The organism is Streptosporangium sp. NBC_01810 (assembly GCF_035917355.1).
GTDB lineage: Bacteria > Actinomycetota > Actinomycetes > Streptosporangiales > Streptosporangiaceae > Streptosporangium.
The window spans coordinates 3,857,876-3,882,428 of sequence record NZ_CP109070.1; the positions used below are offsets into that span (position 1 = coordinate 3,857,876).

The 24,553-nt window shown below is 74.1% G+C and carries 1 protein-coding gene (only partly in view); it reads right to left on the reverse strand.

Annotated elements, in window-relative coordinates; genetic code table 11:
- Window positions 1-24,553, reverse strand: partial view of a type I polyketide synthase gene (locus OIE13_RS16680; protein ID WP_326830210.1) — the 3' portion only. The gene runs 4,805 nt beyond the window's last position; 24,553 of the gene's 29,358 nt are visible here — the last part of the coding sequence; its start codon lies beyond the right edge, outside the window; its stop codon occupies window positions 1-3.

The window sequence follows — 24,553 nt, forward strand, 5'->3', positions numbered from 1 at the left end:
TCATTGGAGCCCGCCGTCGAGGGCCGCCCGCACCAGCTCGTCGAGCCCCATCGAGTCGAGCGCGTCATCGGCGTCCTCATCCGTCTCGGTGGACGTCGCCTCCGGGTCGCCGGCCAGGTGCAGCAGCGCGTCCAGCACGCCGATCTCCCTCAGCTTGGCCATGGAGAGCGAGGCGAACATCGCCCGCACCCGCGACTCCTCCTCATCGACGCCCGAGGCCGCGCCCGTCTCCGGCAGGAGCTGCGCGATCACGTGACCGGCGAGGGCCTCCGGAGTCGGGTAGTCGAAGATGAGCGTGGAGGGCAGCTTCAGCCCCGTCAAGGCCGTGAGCCGGTTACGCAGCTCGATCGCGCTGAGGGAGTCGAACCCGAGGTCCCGGAACGCCTGATCGGCGCCGATCGCCTCGCGACCGGAGTGCCCGAGAACCATGGCGATCTGGCCGCGCAGCAGGTCGAGCAGCACGCCAAGCCGTTCGGAGCCGGCAAGGCCGGCCAGCCTGTCCCGCAGGGCGGACGCCGACTGCGCGGCCTCCTGCCCCGAGCCTGCCGACTCGACCAGCTCATGATATCCCGGCAGCTCACGCAGCAGCCGGCTGGGCCGGCCCGCCGTGTAGGAGCGGACGAACCGCTCGTGCTCGATGTCGGCGACCACGGCGACCGGTTCGCCTCCGGCGACGAGGCCGCTCAACGCGGCGACCGCCAGCTCGGGGTCCATCGGGCGCACGCCCATCCGCCGGGACGCCTCCTGCGCCGCGGCCACCTCCGCCATACCGCCGCCGGCCCAGGCCCCCCACGCCACCGCCGTGGCCGCCAGCCCGCGCTCGCGCCGCCGCTCGGCCAGGCCGTCCAGCACCGCGTTGGCGGCGGCGTAGTTGCCCTGGCCGGGGCTGCCGAGCGTCCCCGCCGCGGACGAGAACAGCACGAACACCGGCAGATCCAGGTCTCGCGTCAGCTCGTCCAGCACGACCGCCGGTGCCACCTTGGCGCGGAACACCGTCTCGAACCGCTCCCGGGTCAAGCCGTCCACCACGCCGTCGTCGACCACGCCCGCGGCGTGCACCACACCGGTCAGCGGGAACTCGGCCGGGATGCCGGCCAGTACGGCGGCCAGTGCGTCCGGGTCGGCCGCGTCGCAGGCCGCGACGGTCACCTGGGCGCCCAGCCTCGCCACCTCGTCGCGCAACTCGGCGGCGCCGGGGGCCTCCATCCCCCGCCGGCTGACCAGCACCAGGTGCTCCGCACCATGCCGGGCCAGCCAGCGGGCCAGATGTCCACCGAGCGCGCCGGTGCCGCCGGTGATCAGTACGGTTCCGGACGGCGTCCACTCGTCGGGCCCGTCGGCCTGGCCGACGGGGTCCTGCACCAGCCGCCGGGCGTACGTGCCGGAGGCCCGGATGGCGATCTGGTCCTCGCCGTCCAGCCCGGCCAGCACGCTCGCCAGCCGCCGCGCCGCTTCCCGGTCGAAACCGTCCGGCAGATCGATCAGGCCGCCCCACCGCTGCGGGTGCTCCAGCGCGGCGACTCGGCCGAGCCCCCAGATGGCGGCCTGCGCCGGATCGCGCAGGACGTCGCCGGGATCGGCCGCGACCGCGCCTCGGGTGAGGCACCACAGCGGCGCGTCGATGCCTGCATCGCCCAGCGCCTGGATCAGCAGGGTCGTCAGGGCGAGCCCGCAGGGAAGCCCGGTGTCCCCGATGCCTCCACTGTTCACGGTGTCCCCGGTGTCCCCGGTGTCCCCGGTGTCCCCGGTGTCCCCAGACTCCCCGGTGTTCCCGGACTCCCGCAATGCCAGGAACGAGACCACTCCGGCGAACGGCCGGGCGCCGGCGTGCGCGCCCAGCCACTCGGCCAGCGCGGCCCGATCCCGGGTTACGGCGGCGAGGTCGGCCACCTCCATGCGGACCACGTCGGCACCGAGCGTGTCGATCACCGAGCCCGTCCAGGCGTCCGCGCGCAGTTCCTCGGGGAGCACCACCAGCCAGGGGCCGGCCGGGCCGGCCTGTGAGGTCCGGCCGAGCGCGACCGCGTCGTCACCGGTGAGGGGCTTCCAGACGATCCGGTACCGCCAGGCGTCCACGGTGGATCTCCGGCGCCGCTCCCGCCGCCACGACGACAGCGCCGGCAGCACCTTGGTCAGCGCCTCATCGTCCACGTCGAGCCGCGACGCCAGCGCCTTGGCGTCCTCCTCCTCGACGGCCGCCCAGAATTCGGCGTCCACCGGGTCCACCGCGCCGCCCGGGTCCGCCGCGCGGGTCCGGCCCGGGTGGCCCGCGTCGGGCCAGAACCGCTCGTGCTGGAACGCGTACGTCGGCAGGTCCACCGGCCGGGCGCCGGTACCGGCGAAGAGCGAGGCCCAGTCGGGGCTCATCCCGTGTACGTGCAGCCGGGCGAGTGCGGTGACGAGGGCCCGGTGCTCGTCGCGGTCCCTGCGCAGCAGGGGGACCAGCTCCACCTCGGCCTCCGCGGGGATGGTGTCACGGACCATCGCGGTCAGGGTCCCGTCCGGGCCGATCTCGATGTAGCGGGTCACCCCCGCCTCGTGCGCCGCCCGAATCCCGTCGGCGAACCGTACCGCGCTCCGTACGTGCGCCACCCAGTAGTCCGGGGAGCACAGCTCGGCCGTGACGACGCCGCCGGTCACGTTCGAGATCACCGGGATTCGCGGTGCGGAGTAGGAGATGCCTTCGGCGACCGTCCGGAAGTCCGCCAGCATCGGCTCCATCAGCGGCGAGTGGAACGCGTGCGAGACCCGCAGCCGCCTCGTCCGGCGCCCGCTCTCCGCCAGCGCGCCCGCCACGTCGAGCACCGCCTGCTCCGCCCCGGCTATCACCACGGACTCCGGGCCGTTGACCGCGGCGACGGAGACCAGGTGCTCGTGTCCGGACAGCGCCCGCAGCACCTCCTCCTCGCCGGCCTGGACGGCGACCATCGCGCCGCCGGCCGGAAGCCGCTGCATGAGCGCGCCCCTGGCCGCCACCAGCGCGCAGGCGTCCCCGAGTGACAGCACGCCCGCGACGTGCGCCGCGGCCAATTCGCCGACCGAGTGTCCGATCAGCAGGTCAGGGGTGAGATCCCAGGACTCCAGCAGGCGGAACAGGGCCACCTCGACCGCGAACAGCGCCGGCTGGGTCCACCCGGTCCCATCGAGCAGCCCGGCCTCGGGGGTGCCCGCCGGGGCGAACAGGATCTCCCGCAGCGGGCGGTCCAGCCTGGCGTCCAGATGCGCCAGTACGGCGTCGAGCGCATCGGCGAAGACCGGGAACCGGTCGTAAAGCTCGCGGCCCATCTCCGCCCGCTGGCTGCCCTGGCCGGTGAACAGGAACGCCGTCTTGCCCGGTCGCCCGATCCGGCCATCGATCACGTGCGGAGCCGGGTCTCCGTCCGCCACCGCCGTCAGGCCGTCCACCAGCTCCGCACGGCTACCGGCCAGGACGGCGAGCCGCTGCCGGAAGCTCGACCGGCTGGTGGCCAGGGAGTACGCGAGGTCGGCCAGGCCGAGATCGGGGTGTTCGACGAGGTGATCGAGCAGGCGTAGCGCCTGTGCCCGTACCGCGGCCGGAGTCTTGGCCGACAGCGGGACCGGCAGGAGGCCGGGAACCGCCGCGACGGGCATCCCGCGAAGCCCCATGGCGGACCCTGGCGGCTCGGCGGACTTGGACGACCCGGTGAAGTCGGCGGGAGGCGCCTCCTCAATGATCACATGTGAGTTCGTGCCGGTGGCTCCGAAGGACGAGATCCCGGCCCGGCGCGGGCGTCCGGAGTCCGGCCACGGCCTGGCCTCGGTCAGCAGCTCCAGCGCGCCCGCCGACCAGTCCACGTGCGACGACGGCGCGTCCAGGTGCAGCGTCCTCGGCGCCACCCCGTTCCTGATGGCCATGACCATCTTGATCAGTCCGGCGACTCCGGCCGCCGCCTGAGTGTGCCCGATGTTGGACTTGATCGACCCGAGCAGCACCGGCCGTTCACGGTTCTGACCGTAGGTCTCCAGCAGGGCCTGCGCCTCGATCGGGTCGCCCAGCCTGGTGCCGGTGCCGTGCGCCTCCACCACGTCCACGTCGGACGGGGCCAGCCCGGCACCGGCCAGGGCACGGTGGATCACCTTCCGCTGTGACGGGCCGCTCGGCGCGGTGAATCCGTTGGACGCGCCGTCCTGGTTGACGGCCGAACCGCGCAGGATCGCCAGCACGCGATGGCCGTTGCGCCGGGCATCCGACAGCCGTTCGACGACGAGCATGCCGACGCCCTCCGCCCAGCCCGTGCCGTCGGCGGCGTCGGAGAACGCCTTGCACCGGCCGTCCGGGGACAGTGCCCCCATCTCGCCGAACTCGACGAAGCCCACCGGGGTGGACATCACGGCGACCCCACCGGCGAGAGCCAGCGAGCACTCCCCGGACCGCAGCGCCTGCGCGGCCAGGTGCAACGCCACCAGCGACGAGGAGCAGGCGGTGTCCGCGGTCACCGAGGGTCCCACCAGGCCGAAGGTGTAGGACAGCCGGCCGGAGATCACGCTGGCCGCCTGGGCCGTCTGCGCGTGGCCGTGATGATCGCGGGGTGGCTGGTAGTCACCACCGGTGGCGCCGACATAGACGCCCACATCACTGCCCCGCAGGCCGGCGGGCTCGATGCCCGCCCGTTCGAACGCCTCCCAGGCGGCTTCGAGCACCAGTCGCTGCTGCGGGTCCATCACCATCGCCTCACGGGGCGAGATGCCGAAGAAACCCGGGTCGAAGTCGGCGACGTCGTAGAGGAAACCGCCTCCGGCCGCCGTGCTGCGGCCACGCCCGTCGGCGTCCCCACCGGACAGAGCGGCCAGGTCCCAGCCCCGGTCGGCGGGGAACGCGCCGACCGCGTCCACCTCGCCGGTGACCAGCCGCCACAGGTCCTCCGGTGAGCGGACGCCACCCGGATACCGGCAGCTCATGCCGACGATGACGATCGGGTCGTCCGAGAGCGCGGCCGGCACGGGTGCTCGGCTCTCCTCGCCGAGGCTCTCCTCGCCGAGCACCCGGCCCGCCAGGTGTTCGGCGAGTTCCACCGGTGTCGGGTGGTCGAAGACGAGCGTGGCGGGCAGGGTCAGCCCGGTCGCGGCGTTGAGCTGGTTACGCAGGTCGACCGCGGTGAGAGAGTCGAACCCGAAGTCCCGGAAGGCCCGGTCGGCCTCGATCGCGGCGCCGTCCGTGTGCCCGAGGACCGCGGCGGCCCTGGTCACCACCAGTTCGAGGACGAGGCCGGCGCGCTCGGCCGCCGGCACCCCGAGAAGACGGTCCCGGAGCGCGGCCGCCACGGTGGGTTCGCCGTCGTGGGCGCCGCCGCCCGCCGCCTCGATCGCCCGCCGGGCCTGGGGAAGCTCGTCCAGCAGCGGGGTCGGCCGCGACGCGAGGAAGGCCGGGGCGAACCGGTCCCACGCCACGTCGGCGACCGTCACCGCGCTCTCGCCGTTCGCGACGACCCGGCCCAGCGCGCTGAGTGCGAGCTCCGGCGCCAGGGCGGGCAGCCCGTTCACCCGCAGGTGCAGGTCCATTCCCCTGTCTGTGGTCACGCCGCTGTCCGCCCATGCCGACCAGGACACGGTGGTTCCCACCACGCCTCGGGCGCGGCGCGCTTCGACCAGTGCGTCCCGGACCGCCTCCGCGGCGGCGGCGACCCCTCGGCCGGCGACCCCCCAGACGCCGGAGAGCGAGCAGAACAGAACGAACGCGTCCAGCTCCCGGTCTTCCAGCAGGGAGTCCAGGTGCACCGCCCCGGCGGCGTAGGCCGCGGCGGTCGCGGCCATGTCCGCCGGCTCGGCCCCTTCCAGGGGGGCGGCCTCGGCCGGTTCCTCGGCGTAGATGACCGCGTCCGGCGGGAACTCCGCCAGCAGGGCGGCCACGGCCTCCCGATCCGCCAGGTCGCAGTGCCTGATCGTCACCCGGGGATCCGCGCCGGCGGGCTCCACCCGATCGGCGGCCCCCAGCGGCTCCGCGGGCTCCGTCAAGGCGGGGCGCCCGGCCAGCACGACTCGGTCGGCGCCCGTGTCGGCCAGCCAGCGGGCGATGCGCTCGCCGGAGACTCCCGTGTCCCCGGCGACCAGTACCGTGCCACGAGGCCGCCACGACCGGTCGGCGTCCCCGGCCGGGGACGGGACGAGCCGGCGGCCGAACACTCCGGAGGCGCGCACGGCGACCTCGCTCTCGCCGTCCGGGCCGCCGGCCAGCATGCCGGCGAACCGGGCGACGGCCCGCCGGTCGAGCGGTTCGGGCAGGTCGATCATGCCGCCCCAGCGTCGGGGGTGCTCCAGCGCCGCCACCCGGCCGAGGCCCCAGACCGCGGCCTGACCCGGGCTCGGCGGCGAGTCGGATCGGCCCACCGACACCGCGCCTCGGGTGACGCACCACAGCGGCGCGTCGACACCCGCGTCGCCCAGCGCCCGCACCAGCGCGGCCGTCAACGCCACCTCGGGCAGGCCGTCTTCGGGCAGGCCGGCACCGCCCGTCCCGGCGAGCGCCAGCAGGGAGATCACACCCGCCGGCGCCCGGCCGTCGGCGTCCGGGCCGCCGAGCAGCTCGACGAGCTGTGCGGCCAGCCTCGCGTGGTCGGTGTGCGTGACGTCGAGACGCATCAGAGCATCGGGGCCCGCCAGGGCGGCGCCCACGGCGTCGAGCGCCTCCGCCCACGCCCCCTCCTCCGACCGGCCGGCCGGGACGGCCACCAGCCACCTCCCGGATGGGACGGCGGACGGCACGGCGGCCAGGGGCTTCCACACCACCCGGTAGCTCCAGGAGTCCAGCAGGGTGTGCTCGCGGCGCGAGCGGCGCCAGGATGACAGCGCGGGCAGCACCGTGGACAGCGAGTCCGCCTCCAGATCCAGCGTGGCCGCCACGGACGTCAGGTCCGCACGCTCGATCGCGGCCCAGAACTCGGCGTCCACCGGGTCCCCCGCCGAGGCGACGGCCGGGGCGACGGCCTCAGGCCAGTACCTCCGGCGCTGGAAGGCGTACGTGGGCAGGTCGACGCGGCGCGCGCCGCATCCGGTGAAGAGGGACCGCCAGTCCACCGGCAGCCCGTGGACGTGCAGCCGGGCCAGCGCGTCCACGACCGACGCCTCCTCGCCACGGTCCTTACGCAGCACCGGCACGACCAGGGTGCCGGCCTCGGCGCCGTCGGCCGCCAGGCAGTGCTGGGTCAGCGCGGACAGCACGCCGTCCGGGCCGAGCTCGACGAACGTGCTCACGCCGGAACCGCGCAGGGTGCGCACGCAGTCGGCGAAGCGGACCGCCTGCCGAGCGTGGTCGACCCAGTAGTCGGGTGAGCAGAGCCACTCGGCGACGACCGGTTCGCCCGTCAGGCCGGAGACGAGCGGGATGGCCGGCGGTGAGAACCCGAGCCCTCGTACGGCCCGGCGGAACTCCTCCAGCATGGGGTCCATCAGCGGCGAGTGGAACGCGTGGCTGACGGCCAGCCGGGTGGTCTTACGGCCCTCGGCCGCGAACCGGGCGGCGACCTCGGTGACCGGCCCCTCCACCCCGGCGATCACCACCGCCGACGGTCCGTTGACCGCGGCGATCGACACCTCGTGCTCGTGCCCGGCGAGTATCGGGAGAACCTCGTCCTCGGTGGCCTGTACGGAGACCATCGCGCCCCCGGCCGGTAGCACCTGCATCAGGCGCCCCCTGGCGGCGACCAGGGTGCACGCGTCCGCCAGCGTCAGCACACCGGCGACGTGCGCCGCGGCGATCTCACCGATCGAGTGCCCGGCCACCAGGTCCGGGCGCAGCCCCCACGACTCCGCCAGGCGGAACAGAGCCACCTCGATCGCGAACAGCGCGGGCTGCGTCCACTGGGTCTGGTCAAGCCGTTCGGCCTCGGGCGAGCCCGCCTCGGCGAACAGGATCGTCCGCAACGGGCGGTCCAGCTCGATGTCGAGCTGCGCGAGCACCGCATCCAGTGCCTGCGCGAACACCGGGAACCTGGCGTACAACTCCCGGCCCATGCCGGGGCGCTGGGAGCCCTGACCGGCGAACAGCATCGCCGACCTGCCCGCGACGGCGGTGGCCTCGCCACGCGCGATCTCCGACACTCCGTCGGCGGTGGCCAGCAGCACCGCGCGGTGCCGGAACATCGACCGGCTCGCCAGCGAGTAGCCGACGTCCACCGGATCGAGGTCGCGGTCGGCGGCAGGTACCCGATCGAGCTGGGCCCGCAGCGCCTCCCGGGTCCGGCCGGAGACGACCCACGGCACGACCGCGGGAACCTTCCGCTCGTCAGGCCGCTCGGCCGGCTGTCCTTCGCCCTGCTCGTCGAGGGACCGCTCGCCGGGGGACCGCTCACCGGGGGACCGCTCACCGGGGAACCCCTCGCCGGGGAACCGCTCATCGGGGGACCGCTCGTCCAGGGGCGCCTGCTCCAGGATGACGTGGGCGTTGGTGCCGCTGATCCCGAAGGCGGAGACGCCGGCCCGCAACGGTCGCTCCTTCCGCGTCCACCGCTGAGGCTCGGTCAGCAGCTCGACGGCCCCGGACGACCAGTTCACGTGCGACGTCGGCACCTCGACGTGCAACGTCTTGGGCAGCATGCCGTGCCGCATGGCCAGCACCATCTTGATCACACCGGCGACACCCGCCGCCGCCTGCGTGTGGCCGAGGTTGGACTTGATCGCCCCCAGCAGGAGCGGGTGGTCCCGCTCCTGGCCGTACGTCGCCAGCAGGGCCTGTGCCTCGATCGGGTCGCCCAGCGCCGTGCCGGTGCCGTGCGCCTCGGCCGCGTCGACCTCTGCCGGGGACAGCCCCGCCGCGGCCAGTGCCTGCCGGATCACCCGCTGCTGCGACGGGCCGTTCGGCGCGGTCAACCCGTTCGACGCCCCGTCCTGGTTCACCGCCGACCCGCGTACGACGGCGAGGATCGGATGACCGCCCCGCCGCGCGTCCGACAGGCGTTTCAGCACGAGCACGCCGACGCCTTCCGACCAGCCGGTGCCGTCAGCCGAATCGGAGAACGCCTTGCACCGCCCGTCGGGGGCCAGACCGCCCTGGACGCTGAACTCGACGAACGAGTCCGGGGTCGACATCACCGAGACACCGCCCACCAGTGCCAGCGAGCACTCCCCGCCGCGCAGGGCCTGCGCGGCCCAGTGAAGGGCGACCAGGGAGGACGAGCACGCGGTGTCGACGGTGATCGCGGGCCCCTCCAGCCCCAGCGTGTAGGACAGCCGCCCTGACATGACGCTCGCCGTGGTGCCGGTGGCCACGTGCCCCTGCACGTCCGCGCCGGAACTCTTGAGCAGGCCGACGTAGTCCTGGCCGTTGGTGCCCACGAAGACGCCGCCGTCGCTGCCCCGCAGGTCGAGGGGATCGATGCCGGCCCGCTCCAGCGCCTCCCAGGACGCCTCCAGCACCAGGCGCTGCTGCGGATCCATCGCCAGCGCCTCACGCGGTGAGATGCCGAAGAACTCGGCGTCGAACTCGGTCGCGTCCCGCAGGAAGCCGCCGAGGCTCGTGGCCGACATCCCTCCGGCGAGCGCCTCCAGGTCCCATCCCCGATCATCGGGGAACGAGGAGACGCCCTCCCTTCCGTCCACCAGCAGCCGCCACAGCTCCTCGGGGGAGCTCACCCCGCCGGGGAACCGGCAGCTCATGCCGACGATCACGATGGGGTCGTCGGCGGCGTGTGCCGTCACGGCCCGCGACCCGGGCCGCGACTCCTCGTGCGGCATCGAGCCGAGCAGTTCGGCCAGCAGGAAATCCGCCAGCGCGCTGGGGGTGGGATAGTCGTACACCAGCGTCGCGGGCAGGGTCAGCCCCGTCGTCGCCGCCAGCGCGTTGCGCAGTTCGACCGTGGTCAGCGAGTCGAACCCCAGATCCTTGAACGGGCGGTCCGGCGCGACGCCGTCCGTGTCGGCGTGGCCGAGTACCGCGGCCACCCGGCCGCGCAGCAGGTCCAGTACGGCCCGGCTCCGCTCGGCGGCGGGCAGGTCGGCCAGCCGCCGCCGGAACGCCCGCTCCGTCGTGACGGCCCCGTCCGCCCCGGTGCCGATGGCTCCGCCCTCGGTCGCCCCGGCGGCCGCGATCACCTCAGGCAGGTCGCTCACCAGCGGATGGCGCCGGATCGCGGCGAAGGCGGCGACGAAGCGAGGCCAGTCGACGTCGACGACGGTCAGCGTCGTGTCCTCGTGCTCGATCGCCTGCCGCAGCGCACGGATCGCCAGGTCCGGAGGCATCATCTCCAGGCCGACCCGGCGCATCCGGTTCTCCACCACGGCGTCGTCCGCCGCCATGCCGGCCCCGGCCCACGGGCCCCAGGCGATCGACGTCGCCGGGAGGCCCAGCCCGCGCCGGTGCTCCGCCAGCGCGTCGAGCACGGCGTTGGCGGCCGCGTAGTTGGCCTGGCCCGCGGCGCCGAAGGTCGCGGCCGTGGACGAGAACAGCACGAACGCCGGCAGGTCCAGCCGCTCGGTCAGTTCGTGCAGGTTGAGTGCGGCGACGGCCTTCGCCCGCAGGACCGAGGAGAGGTGCTCCGGCGTCATTCCGTCCAGCATTCCGTCGTCGACCACTCCCGCCGCGTGGAAGACCGCGACCAGCGGCCGTTCCTGCGGGATCCCGGCCAGCACGGCGGCCAGGGCGTCGCGATCGGCGACGTCGCAGGCCACGACGCTGACCTGGGCGCCGAGGCCGGCCAGCTCGTCCCGCAGTTCGGTCGCGCCCGGGGCGTCCGGTCCGCGGCGGCCGACCAGCAGGACGTGCGCGGCACCGGCGCCGGCCGCCCAGCGGGCGAGGTGGGTCCCCAGTCCTCCCGTGCCTCCCGTGATCAGTACGGTGCCCGCGGCGATCCGCGCGGCGCCCGGTGAGGCGGCCTCCCGCCCGGCGAGCTCCTCGCCGAGCGGAGCGCGCACCAGCCGTCGGCCGAACACCCCGGAGCGACGTACGGCGAGCTGGTCCTCGCCGTGCCCCTGAGCATCGGACAGCACGCCGACCAGGCGGGAGACGGTGACGGGGTCGAGGGTCTCCGGCAGGTCCACCAGCCCGCCCCACAGCCTCGGCTGCTCCATCGCCGCGGTCCGGCCGAGACCCCACACGGCGGCCTGCACCGGCCTGGACACCTGTTCCGAACGCCCCACCGACACCGCGCCACGGGTCACACACCACAGGGGGACGTCGGCCCCGGCGTCACCGAGCGCCTGCGCCAGCGCGACCGTCAGCGCGAGACCGGCCGGAACCCCTGGATACCCGGCGAGGTCGTGCTCGTCCAGTGCCAGCAGCGACACGACCGCGGCGGGCCTGGAACCGTCGGAACACAGCTTTCGCAGGCGCGCGGCCAGTTCCGCCCGGTCGGTGTCGCCGACCTCGATCCGGTCGGTCTCCGCGCCCAGCGCGCCCGCCAGCGAGGTCACCCACTCATCACCCGCCGGCCGCGCCGGGACCACCACGAGCAACCGGCCCCGTACCCGCGCGGAGGGCGTGGCCGTCGAGGTGGGCGCCGACTCGGACAGCGGCTTCCAGACGGTCCGATACCGCCAGCCGTCCACGGCGGAGCGCTCCCGGCGGTCACGGCGCCACGAGGACAGCGCCGGGAGCAACGCCTCCAGCGCGTCGCCGTCGACGTCCAGCCCCTCCGACAGCGCCGCCACGTCGCCGCGCTCGACGGCGTCCCAGAAGCCGGCGTCCGCCGTACCGCCGGGCGCGCGTGTGCCGGACGCCACGGTGTCCGGCCAGAACCGCCGGTGCTGGAAGGCGTAGGTCGGCAGGTCGACCGTCTCGGCGCCGGTGCCGGTGAAGAACCCTCGCCAGTCCACGGCGAAGCCATGGACGTGCAGCCGGGCCATCGCGGTGGTGATGGCCTGCTCCTCGGCACGATCCCGGCGCGACACCGGGATCGGATGCGTGCCGGGCCGGTCGGTGAGGCAGTCGGCGGCGAGGGCCGTGAGAACGGCGTCGGGCCCGAGTTCGAGGAAGGTGGCGACACCCTGCTCGGCCAGCCACCGCACGCCGTCCGCGAAGCGGACCGGCCGGCGGATGTGCGCCACCCAGTATTCGGGGGAGCAGAGCTGCTCCGCGGTCGCCGCCTCACCCGTCACGTTCGAGACGACCGGAATCTCCGGGGGCGCGTACGACAGGCCTCGCGCGACCCGGCCGAAGTCGTCGAGCATGGCGTCCATTCGCGGGGAGTGGAACGCGTGGGAGACCTGGAGCCGCCTGGTCCTGCGTCCTTCGGCGGTGAACCGCGCCGCGATCTTCAGGACGACTTCCTCCTCGCCGGCGACGACCAGCGACGCCGGGCCGTTGACCGCCGCGATCGAGACCTGCTGCTCGCTCCCGGCCGGCAGCGGGAGCACCTCCTCCTCGCCGGCCTCCAGCGCGACCATCGCCCCACCGGCGGGCAACGCCTGCATCAGGCGGGCACGGGCCGCCACCAGGGTGCACGCGTCCGGCAGTGACAGCACTCCGGCGACGTGCGCCGCGGTGATCTCCCCGATCGAGTGCCCCGTGAGGTAGTCAGGCCTGACTCCCCAGGACTCCAGCAGGCGGAACAGGGCCACCTCGAAGGCGAACAGCGCCGGCTGGGTGTAGCCGGTCTCGTCCAGCAGGGCGGCCTCCGCCGTACCCGCCGGGGCGAACAGCACCTCGCGCAGCGGGCGATCCAGATCCGCGTCCAGGTGGGACAGCGCCTCGTCGAGCGCGTCCGCGAACGCCGGGAAGCGGTCGTACAGCTCCCGGCCCATCTCCGCGCGCTGGCCGCCCTGGCCGGTGAACATGAAGGCCAGGGAACCGCGGGCGGCGCCGTCGTTTCGGGGGCCGTGGACGACGGCCCCCGAAACGACGGCGCCGTCCAGCGGCTCTTCGGCCAGCGCCCGCAACCCGTCGATGATCTCCTGGCGCTCCCGCCCGATCAGCGCCGCGCGTTGGTCAAGGTGCGACCGCGAGGTCGCCAGGGAGAAGGCGACGTCTGTGGGGTGGAGACCGGGCGACTCCTCCAGCAGGGACAGCAGCCGCCCCGCCTGGTAGCGCAGGGCCTGCTCGTTCTTGCCCGACACCAGCACGGGGACGACGACGGGCTCGGCCTCCCGGACCCGGGCGGCGGTGGGCGGCGCCTCTTCGAGCACCGCGTGGGCGTTGGTGCCGCTGAGTCCGAACGACGACACCGCGGCCCGGCGCGGGTGCCCGGCGCGCACCCATTCCCTCGGCTCGGTGAGCAGCTCGATGGCGCCGCTGGACCAGTCCACGTGCGAGGACGGCTCGTCCACGTGCAGCGTCCTGGGCAGCAGGCCGTGCCGCATCGCCATGACCATCTTGATCACGCCGGCCACACCGGACGCCATCTGGGTGTGCCCGATATTGGACTTGACCGACCCCAGCAGCAGCGGACGGTCCGCGTCCCGGTCCTGGCCGTAGGTCGCGAGCAGCGCGTGCGCCTCGATCGGGTCGCCCAGCGCCGTCCCGGTCCCGTGGCCCTCGACGACGTCGACCTCCGTCGGCGACACCCCGGCGTTGGCCAGCGCCTGCGTGATCACCCGCTGCTGCGACGGGCCGTTGGGCGCGGTGAGTCCGTTGGAGGCGCCGTCCTGGTTGATCGCCGACCCGCGGATGACCGCGAGAATCGGGTGCCCGTTGCGCTCGGCGTCGGACAGCCGCTCCACCAGCAGCAGGCCGACGCCCTCGGCCAGGCACATCCCGTCCGCCGAGTCGGAGTACGCCTTGCACCGGCCGTCGGGGGCCATGGCCCGCTGCCGGCTGAACCCGATGAAGGCATCGGGGGTGGACATCACGGTCACCCCACCGGCCAGTGCCAGTGAGCTCTCGCCGTCACGCAGCGACCGGCAGGCCATGTGCAGCGCCACCAGCGACGACGAGCACGCCGTGTCCATCGTGACGGCCGGGCCCTCCAGCCCGAACAGGTACGACACCCGGCCGGACAGCACGCTCGGCACGGTGCCGGTGACCAGGTGACCTTCCAGGCCCTCCCCCTGCCCGGTCATCGCCGCGCTGTAGTCCGCGTAGCTGGAACCGATGAAGGTGCCGGTCAGGCTGCCCCGCAGCGCCGAGGGGGCGATCCCGGCCCGCTCGACGGCCTCCCACGCCGTCTCCAGCACCAGCCGGTGCTGCGGATCCATCGCCAGCGCCTCACGCGGCGAGATCCCGAAGAAGTCGGCGTCGAACTCCATCGCGTCGTGGAGGAAGCCGCCCTGTGTCGAGTACGTCTTGCCGGTGCGCTCCGGGTCCGGGTGGTAAAGCCCCTCGGCGTCCCAGCCACGGTTGCCGGGGAACTCGGAGACGGCGTCGACGCCGTCGAGCACGATCTGCCACAGCTGCTCCGGCGACCGGACCCCGCCCGGGTAGCGGCAGGCCATCCCGATGATCGCGATCGGCTCGTCCGAGGCGCCCCGCGCCGGGCCGGCCACGGCCACCGGTCCGGCCTGCGTCCCGGCGATCTCGGCGCGCAGGAACTCCGCCAGCGCCTCCAGGTTCGGGTGGTCGAACACCAGCGTGCTGGGCAGCGTCAGGCCCGTCGCATTGGCCAGCCGGTTGCGCAGATCGACCGCGGTCACCGAGTCGAAGCCCATGTCGCGGAACGCCTGCCGCCCGGCGACGGCGTCGGCTGAGGCGTGGCCCAGCGCGGTCGCCGCCTGGGCCCGCACCAGCTCCAGCAGCAGGCGGTCCCGTTCGGACGCCGGCAGCCCGCGCAGCCGGGTGACGAATTCCCCATCGCTCGCGGCGACGGCCGGCCGCTCGGCGGTTTCGGCCAGCCGCCGTACGGCGGGCACCTCGCTGAACAGCCGGCTCGGCCGTACGGAGGTGAAGACCGGGAAGTACCGCTCCCAGTCGATGTCGGCGATCGCCAGCACGGTCTCCTCGCCGGCCAGCACCTGCCGGAACCCTTCGAGCGCCAGGGCCGGCTCCATGAACACGAGCCCGCTGCGCCGGATCTGCTCGGGATCGACCCGCCCGAGCTCGCGGTCGTCCGACCAGATGCCCCAGGAGATCGACGTGGCCGGCAGTCCCCGGGCACGCCGGTTCTCCGCCAGCGCGCCGAGGAAGGCGTTGCCCGCCACGTACGCCGCGTGCCGCCCGCTGCCCCACATCCCCGCCGTCGAGGAGAACAGCACGAAGGCGTCGAGTTCGTCCGTGTCCAGCAGCTCGTCCAGGTGCCGGGCGCCGGTGACCTTGGCCCGCACCACCTCGGCGAACGCCTCGACGGTGGTGTCCTGCAGGGTGTGCAGCTCGATGGAGGCGGCGGCGTGCACCACCGCACGGACGACGTGGCCCTCCGCCCGCAACCGTGCGAGCAGGTCGGCGACGGAGTCGCGATCGGACACGTCACACGCCATCATCGTGGCGGCCGTGCCGAGCTCGGCCAGCTCCGCCAGCAGCTCGGCCGCGCCGGGAGCGTCCATGCCACGGCGACTGGTCAGCACCACGTGCTCGGCCCCCTCGGCCGCGAGCCAGCGGGCCAGGTGCGGGGCGAGCGTTCCGGTGCCGCCGGTCACCAGGGTGGTCCCGCGCAGCGTCCAGCTGCGCGCCGGCTCCCGGTCCGCCGCCGATACCGGCGCCGGCACCACCCGTCGGGTGAACAGGCCGGCGGGCCGGATCGCGAGCTGGTCCTCGCCGCCGCCGCCGGCCAGGACGCTCGCCAGGCGCCGCGCCGCGCGCTGGTCGAGCGTCCCAGGCAGGTCGACCAGGCCGCCCCATCGTCGCGGGTGCTCCAGCGCGGCCGTCCAGCCCACGCCGTGGACCTGCGCCTGGATGGGGTTGGTCACCGGATCCGACCTGCCGGTTGAGACCGCACCGCGGGTGAGACACCACAGCGGCGCGTCGATGTCCACGTCGCCCAGGGCCTGCACGAGCGCGACGGTCAGTGCCAGGCCGGTGGCCAGCTCCGGGTATCGATCGGTGGGCTGTTCGGCCAGGGCCAGCAGGGACACCACGCCGGAGACGTGCTCCCCCTCGTCGAGCGAGGCGTCCGGCCCGGCGCCCGGTGCCCCGGCATCGCCCGGCGCACCGGCCGGCACGCCGGTCAGCGCGCGCGCCAGCAGAACGCGATCCGTGCACGACTCGTCGAGCACGACCCTGCGGACCCGCGCGCCGTGCGCGGTCAGCGCGTCGGCGACGTCATCCCCGGCGAGACCCTCTGTGGTGACGAGCAGCCACGTGCCCGACAGGGGGGTGGAGGCGAGGCCGGTCACCGGCCGCCACGCGACGCGGTAGCGCCAGGAGTCCACGGTGGACCGGGCCCGTTGCCGGCGACGCCAGGAGGACAGCGCGGGTACCACCGCGGCCAGTGCCCCCGTGCCCACGTCCAGCCCCGAAGCCAGCGAGTCAAGGTCCTCCTGCTCCACCGCCGCCCAGAAGCGCTCGTCCGCCGGGTCCGCCGCGCCGGTCGTCCGCGCCTCGGCGCGCTGTATCCAGAACCGCTTCCGCTGGAAGGCGTACGTCGGCAGCTCCACCCGGCGGGCGCCCGTGCCGTCGAAGGCCGCCTGCCAGTCGATCGGCACGCCGCGCACGAACACCTCCGCCAGGGAGGTCAGGAAGCGCTCCGCGCCGCCCTGGTCGCGGCGCAGAGTCCCGGCGACCACTGTGCCCGCCGCGGTCCCAGCTGCCTCCTCGGCCGTCTCCTGGATCGCGCCGGTCAGCACCGGGTGCGGGCCGACCTCAATGAACGCCCGGTACCCGGCGTCCAGCAGGCACCGCACAGCGGGTTCGAACCGGACGGCCTGCCGCAGGTTGCGGTACCAGTAGTCCGCGTCCAGCTCCGTGCCGTCCAGCCAGTCCTCGGTCACCGTGGACAGGAACGGCACCTCGGCCCGCTCCGGCCGGATCGCCGACAGGGCCTGCGGCAGCTCCTCCTGGAGCCGCTCGACATGGGCCGAGTGCGACGCGTAGTCGACCGCGACCCGCCGGGTCCGCACGCCCTCCTCGGTCAACCGCCGCGACAGCTCATCGAGCGCGTCGGGGTCGCCGCACACCACAACCGAACGCGGCCCGTTGACCGCCGCGATCGAGATCCGCTCGCCCCAGGGGCGCAGCCTCTCCTCGATGTCCGGCACCGGAAGCGAGACCGACATCATCCCTCCGGCGCCGGCCAGCCGCCGCGCGATGGCCTGGCTGCGCACCGCCACCACCTGGGCGGCGTCGTCCAGAGACAGCGCGCCCGCCACGCAGGCGGCGGCGATCTCACCCTGGGAGTGCCCGATCACCGCGTCGGGCTCCACCCCATGGGCACGCCACATCGCCGCCAGCGAGACCATCACCGCGAACGACACCGGCTGCACGACGTCCACCCGGTCCAGCGACGGCGCGCCCTCCGCCTGGCGCAGCACGTCGATCAGCGACCAGTCGACATGCCGGCTCAAGGCCAGGCCGCACTCGGCGATACGCTCGGCGAACACGGGGGACTGCTCCAGCAGCAGGGCGCCCATACCGGCCCACTGCGCGCCCTGCCCCGGGAACACGAAGACCGTCTTGCCCTCGACGTCCGCCACTCCCTGGGTCGCGCCCGGCGCGGGCTCGCCCGCGGCCACCGCCCGCACCGCGGCGGAGAGCGCGTCGCGGTCACCGCCCACCACGACCGCGCGGTGCTCGAACGCCGACCTCGACGTCACCAGCGAGAAGCCCACGGCGGCCGGATCGAGCTCACCGAGGTCGGCCACGTGCGAGGCCAGCCGCCGCGCCTGTGCGCGCAGCGCCTCCGCCGTCCTGCCCGACACCACCCACGGCACCGCACCGGCACCCGCCCCCGCACCGGCACCGGCACCGGCACCGGGAACGGGAACGGAAGCGGCGGCATCGGCGTTGGGGCCTGCGGTCGCGCTGGAATCCGGATGGGCACCGGGACCGGCGAGCACGACGTCGCCGGCCGGTTCCTCCGCGTCCGGCGCCTGTTCGAGGATCGCGTGGGCGTTCGTGCCGCTGATCCCGAAGGAGGACACCGCCCCCCGGCGCGGCCGTCCGGTCTCCGGCCACGGCATGGCCTCGGTCAGCGGCTCGACCGCGCCCGCCGTCCAGTCCACGTGGGACGACGGCGTGCCCATGTGCAACGTCTTGGGCAGCACCCCATGCCGCATCGCCATGACCATCTTGATCACACTGGCCACGCCCGCCGCGGACTGTGTGTGGCCGATGTTCGACTTGATCGACCCGAGCAGCAGCGGGTGCTCCCGGTCCTGCCCGTACGTGGCGAGGAGGGCTTGGACCTCGATGGGGTCGCCCAGGCCCGTACCCGTGCCGTGCGCGTCGATCGCGTCGACCTCGGCCGGGGACAGCCGCGCGCCTACCAGGGCCTTCCGGATCACCCGCTGCTGGGAGGGGCCGTTGGGCGCGGTCAGCCCGTTGGACGCACCGTCCTGGTTCACCGCCGAACCGCGCACCACCGCAAGGATCGGGTGGCCGTTGCGCCGCGCGTCGGACAGCCGCTCCACCAGGAGCAGGCCGGCCCCTTCCGCCAGGCTCATCCCGTCGGCCGCGTCGGAGAACGCCTTGCACCGGCCGTCGGCGGCCAGGGCCCGCTGGCGGCTGAACGCCACGAAGGCGGCCGGGGTGGTCATCACCGTCACGCCGCCCGCCAGGGCGAGCGAGCTCTCGCCGTTACGCAGCGACTGGCAGGCCAGGTGCAGCGCCACCAGCGACGACGAGCATGCCGTGTCGACCGTGACCGCCGGCCCCTCCAGGCCGAGTACGTACGACAGCCGGCCGGACAGCACGCTCGGGATGGTGCCGGTGACCTGGTATCCCTCGGCATCGGCGGCGTCCGAGCCGTACTCCTGGTAGCTGGAGCCGATGAACGTGCCGGTCGAGTGGCCGCGCAGCGCCAAGGGATCGATCCCGGCCCGCTCGATGGCCTCCCACGCGGTCTCCAGCAGCAGCCGCTGCTGCGGGTCCATGGTCAGCGCCTCGCGCGGTGAGATCCCGAAGAACCCGGGGTCGAAGTCGCCGGCGTCGTGCAGGAACCCCCCTTCGACCGAGTACGTCGTGCCGGAGTGATCGGGGTCGGGGTCGTAGAGCCCTTCCGCGTCCCAGCCCCGGTCGGCGGGGAATCCGGAGATCGCGTCGACCCCGTCGGCCATCAGTTCCCACAGCTGTTCGGGAGAGCCGACGCCACCGGGGAACCGGCAGGCCATCCCGATGATCGCGATCGGTTCGTCGGCGTGGACGGCGACCGGAACCCCGGCGGCGTCCGCGCCCACCGCGTCCGCCGAGCCCACGACCTGCGACCGCAGGAACTCCACCAGTGCCGCCGGGTTCGGGTGATCGAACACCAGCGTGCTCGGCAACGCCAGGCCGGTCACCGCGACAAGCCGCTTTCTCAGCTCCACCGCGGTCAGTGAGTCGAAACCCAGCTCGCGGAAGGCACGCCGCTCGGAGACCGACTCGGCCGAGGCGTGCCCCAGCACGGCCGCCACCTCGGCGCGTACCAGATCCAGCAGCCTGCGCCGCTGCTCCTTCCCGGCCAGGTGCCGCAGCCGCGCGACGAATTCGGGGTCGCCGGAGGCCCCTGCCCCGTCCTCGCTCTCGTGCTGTGCCCTGACCTCCGCGAGCTCGCTGAACAGGTGGCTGGGCCGGGTCGAGGTGAAGATCGGATAGAACCGGTCCCAGTCGACGTCGGCGACCGTCACCACCGCGTCCCGGCCGCCGGCCGCCCGGCTCAGCTCGCCGATCGCGAGATCGGGCGGCAGGAAGGCCAACCCGCGCCTGAGCAGGTAGTCGGCCATGTTCTCCGCCGTGGCCATGCCGGCTTCGGCCCACGCGCCCCAGGCCACCGACGTCGTGGCGAGACCGCGCGCACGCCGGTGCTCGGCCAGCGCGTCGAGGTAGGCGTTGGCCGCCGCGTAGGCGCCCTGCCCCGCGCTGCCCCACACCCCGGCGATCGAGGAGAACAGTACGAAGAAGTCGAGCTCGCGATCTCCGAGCAGGTCGTCCAGGTTGGCGGCGCCGGCCACCTTCGCCGTCATCACCTCGGCGAAGGTGACGGCGTCCGCCTGCTCAAGGGGCGCGACGGCCTCCCCCACCCCGGCCGCGTGGACGATCCCGGTGAGCGGGTGCTCGGCCGGGATCGTGGCCAGCACGGCGGCCAGCGCGTCGCGATCGGCCACGTCGCAGGCGACGACGCTCACCTCGGCACCCAGCGCGAGCAGCTCGTCGCGCAGCTCCGACGCCCCGGGGGCGTCCATGCCGCGCCGGCTGGTCAGCACGAGGTGCGTGACGCCGCCGCGTACCAGCCACCGCGCGGTGGCCGCGCCCAGGGCGCCGGTCCCACCGGTGATCAGTACCGTCCCGCCGGGACTCAACGCGGTACCGCCGGACGAGCCGACCGAATCGGGCGCGGCCGGGTGACGCCGCAGCCGCCGGCCGAACACGCCCGACGTCCGCACCGCCACCTGGTCCTCGCCGTCCAGGCCCGCCAGCACGCTCGCCAACCCCTGGGCGGCGCGCCCTTCGACGACCTCGGGCAGGTCGACCAGGCCGCCCCACCGCTTCGAATGCTCCAGGGCCGCGACCCGGCCCATACCCCATACCTGCGCCTGGACCGGACGTGTCACTCGATCGCCGGGAGTCGCGGACACGGCGCCACGGGTGACGCACCACAGCGGCGCGTCGATCTCCGCGTCGCCGAGCGCCCGCAGGAGCGCGATCGTGAGCACGAGACCGCCCGGCACCGCCCCACCGTCCGCGACGGGCGCCTCCGTCAGTGCGAGCATCGACACCACACCGGAGATCTCGTCCATCTCCCGGAGCCGGACCGCGAGCGACGTGTGGTCGGCGTCCGTCCCCTCCAGCACGAGCCGCTCCACTCGCGCCCCGTGACCGTTCAACGCGGCGATCACGTCGCCGTCCGAGATCCCGTCGGCGGTCACGACCAGCCAGGTGCCCGCCAGCACGGCGAGAGGGGGCGTACGGCGGGGCTTCCACTCCACCCGGTAGCGCCAGGAGTCGAGCGTCGACGCCTCGCTCCGGCTCCGTCGCCACGACGACAAGGCCGGGAGCAGGGTGTCCAGCGAGGAGGAGTGCTCGTCGCGCAGGCCGAGGATCGCGGCCACGTCCCCGGCGTCGCCGCGCCCGACCGCGTCCCAGAGCCGCGCGTCCGCCGGATCGGCGACCGCGTCGTTCACGGCCGGCGGCGGCTCCGGCCAGAACGACTCATGCTGGAACGCGTACGTCGGCAGGTCCACCCGGCGGGCCCCGCGGAGCAGGGGCGGCCAGTCGACGCGTACGCCGTTCACCTGCAGCTCGGCCAGCGCGGTCATGAGGGCGGCGCTCTCGTCGCGGTCGCCGCGCAGCACGGGCAGCAGCAGCGCATCCGCCGCCTCGGGAAGGGCGTCCTGGGCCATCGCGGTCAGCACGCCGTCCGGCCCGATCTCCAGGAACGCGGTCATGCCCGCCTCGTGCAGCTCCCGCACGCCGTCGCAGAACCGGACCGCCTCCCGAACGTGCCGCACCCAGTAGGCCGGTGAGCACAGTTCGTCCGTGACGAACCCGCCGGTCACGTTCGAGATCATCGGGATCCGCGGGGGCGCGTAAGACACCGTCTCGGCGACCGCCTGGAACTCCGCGAGCATCGGCTCCATCAGCGGAGAATGGAAGGCGTGCGACACCCGCAGCCGCTTGGTCCTGCGCTCCCGGGCCGCCCACCCGGCGGCGATCTCCAGCACCGCGGCCTCGACCCCGGCGATCACCACTGATGCCGGGCCGTTGACCGCCGCGACGGAAACCTCGCCCTCGCGCCCGGCCAGCGACTCCAGGACCTCCTCCTCGCCGGCCTGGATCGCCGCCATCGCACCGCCGGCCGGGAGCGCCTGCATCAACCGGCCCCGCGCGGCCACCAGCGCGCAGGCGTCCTCCAGCGTCAGCACCCCGGCGACGTGCGCCGCGGCGAGCTCCCCGATCGAGTGCCCCGCCAGCGCGGCCGGGCGCACGCCCCACGACTCCACCAGCCGGTACAGCGCGACCTCAAGGGCGAACAGCGCCGGCTGCGTGTACTCCGTACGGTCGAGCAGCTCAGCGTCGAAGAACAGTACCTCCCGCAGCGTGCGGTCCAGGTGAGAGACCATCTGGGGGGCCAGCGCCGCGAGCACGCCTTCAAGCGCCTCGGCGAACACCGGGAATCGCTCGTAGGTCTCCAGGCCCATGCCCACTCGCTGAGCACCCTGGCCGGTGAACAGGAACGCCACCTTCTGGTCGTACTTGGCCTGGCCGCGTACGACTCCCGGCGCGGCCCGGCCGCCGGCCAGCGCGCGCAACCCGGCCAGCGCTCCGGCATGGTCCTCGGCCAGTACGGCGGCCCGGTGCTCGAAGGGGGAACGGGTGGTCACCAGCGAGAACGCGACGTCGGCCAGGGGCTCCTCGGGACGGCCTTCCAGGTGGGACAGCAGCCGCGCGGCCTGCTCCCGCACCGCCTGCTCCGTCCTGCCCGAGACCGGCAGCGGCAGCGGCAGACCCGCCATCGGCGGCCTGACGTCCGAGGGGGCCTCCCCCCCGGCCGACGGAGTCCGCTCGACGGTGTCCTGCTCGATGATGAGGTGGGCATTGGTGCCGCTGAAGCCGAACGACGACACGGCGGCCCGGCGCGGGTGACCCGTCTCCGGCCACTCTCGCGCCTCGGTCAGCAGCTCCACCGCACCCGCGGTCCAGTCCACGTGCGAGGACGGCGCGTCGACGTGCAGGGTCTTGGGCACGATGCCGTGCCGCATGCCCATGATCATCTTGATCACGCCCGCGACGCCCGCCGCCGCCTGGGTGTGACCGATGTTCGACTTGATCGACCCGAGCAGCAGCGGGTGGTCCTCCGGCCGGTCCTGACCGTAGGTGGCCAGCAGCGCCTGCGCCTCGATCGGATCGCCCAGGGTGGTCCCGGTCCCGTGCCCCTCCACCACGTCCACCTCGGCCGGGGACAGACGCGCTCCGGCCAGGGCCTGGCGGATCACCCTCCGCTGGGAGGGGCCGTTCGGCGCGGTCAGCCCGTTGGACGCACCGTCCTGGTTGATCGCCGAGCCCCGCAGCACCGCCAGCACGTCGTGACCGTTGCGCCGGGCGTCCGACAGGCGCTCCAGCACCAGCACCCCGACACCCTCGGCCCAGCTGACACCGTCCGCGCCGTCCGAGAACGACTTGCACCGCCCGTCCGCGGACAGCCCCCGCTGCCGGGAGAACTCCACGAACGCTCCGGGGGTGGCCATCACGGTCACACCGCCGGCCAGCGCGAGCGTACATTCCCCCGAGAGCAGCGCCTGTGCCGCCAGATGCACCGCGACCAGCGAGGACGAGCACGCCGTGTCGACCGTTACGGCCGGGCCCTCCAGTCCCAGCGTGTAGGACACCCGGCCGGAGACGACGCTCGCGGCGGTCCCGGTGCCCCGGAAGCCCTCGAACTCACCCGCGCCCAGGATCCCGCTGTAGTCGGTGTACATCACCCCGGCGAACACGCCCGTCCGGCTGCCCCGGAGCGTGACCGGGTCGATTCCGGCCCGCTCGACCGCCTCCCAGGAGGTCTCCAGCAGAAGTCGCTGCTGCGTGTCCGTCGCCAGGGCCTCCCGCGGGCTCATCCCGAAGAAGTCCGCGTCGAACTCCGCCGCGTCGTGCAGGAAACCGCCCTGTCTGGTGTACGAGCTGCCCGCGTGGTCGGCGTCCGGATGGTAGAGCGCGTCCAGGTCCCAGCCACGATTGGCCGGGAATCCGGTGATCGCGTCACGGCCCTCGGCCACCAGCCGCCACAGGTCCTCCGGTGAGGCGACACCACCCGGGTAACGGCAGCTCATCCCGACGATCACGATCGGGTCGTCGGTGACCGGCGCGATCGTGGCCGGAACGGCCACGTCGTCCTGCCCACCCAGTATCTCGTCCAGCAGGAACTCCGCCAGTACGGCGGGCGTGGGATGGTCGAACACCAACGTCGCCGGCAACCGCAACCCCGTCGCCACGTTCAGCCGGTTGCGCAGTTCCACCGCGGTGAGGCTGTCGAAGCCCAGCTCGCGGAACTCCCGCCGGACGTCCACCGTTTTCGGCGAGGCGTGCCCCAGCACCAGCGCCACCTCGGCCCGCACCAGGTCCACCAAGACCTCGACACGATCGGCGCGCTCCAGGCCGGCCAGCCGCCGGAGCAGTGTGCCGTCACCGGCCGCGGCCATCGACGCCGCCGACCGGCGCAGGTCTCGCACCAGCCCGCGCAGCAGATGCGGCACCTCACCCTGTGCCCGCACCGCCGCCAGGTCGAGCCGGACCGGAGCCACGGCCGGCTCACCCGAGCGGACGGCCGCCTCGAACAGCGCGACCCCCTGCTCCGGAGTGATCGCCGGCATCCCGGCGCGAGTCAACCGGCGCGTCTGAGCGTCGTCCAGCCCACCGGTCATCCCGGCGTCCTGCGCCCAGGCACCCCACGCCAGCGACAACCCCGCCAGCCCCTGCGCCCGCCGCACCTGCGCCAACACGTCCAAGAACGCGTTCGCCGCCGCGTAGTTACCCTGACCCGCCCCACCGAACGTCCCCGCCACCGACGAGAACACCACGAACGCCGCCAGATCCAGACCCCGGGTCAGCTCATGCAGATACCAGGCCGCATCCACCTTCGGCCGCAACACCACATCCAGCCGCTCCGCCGAC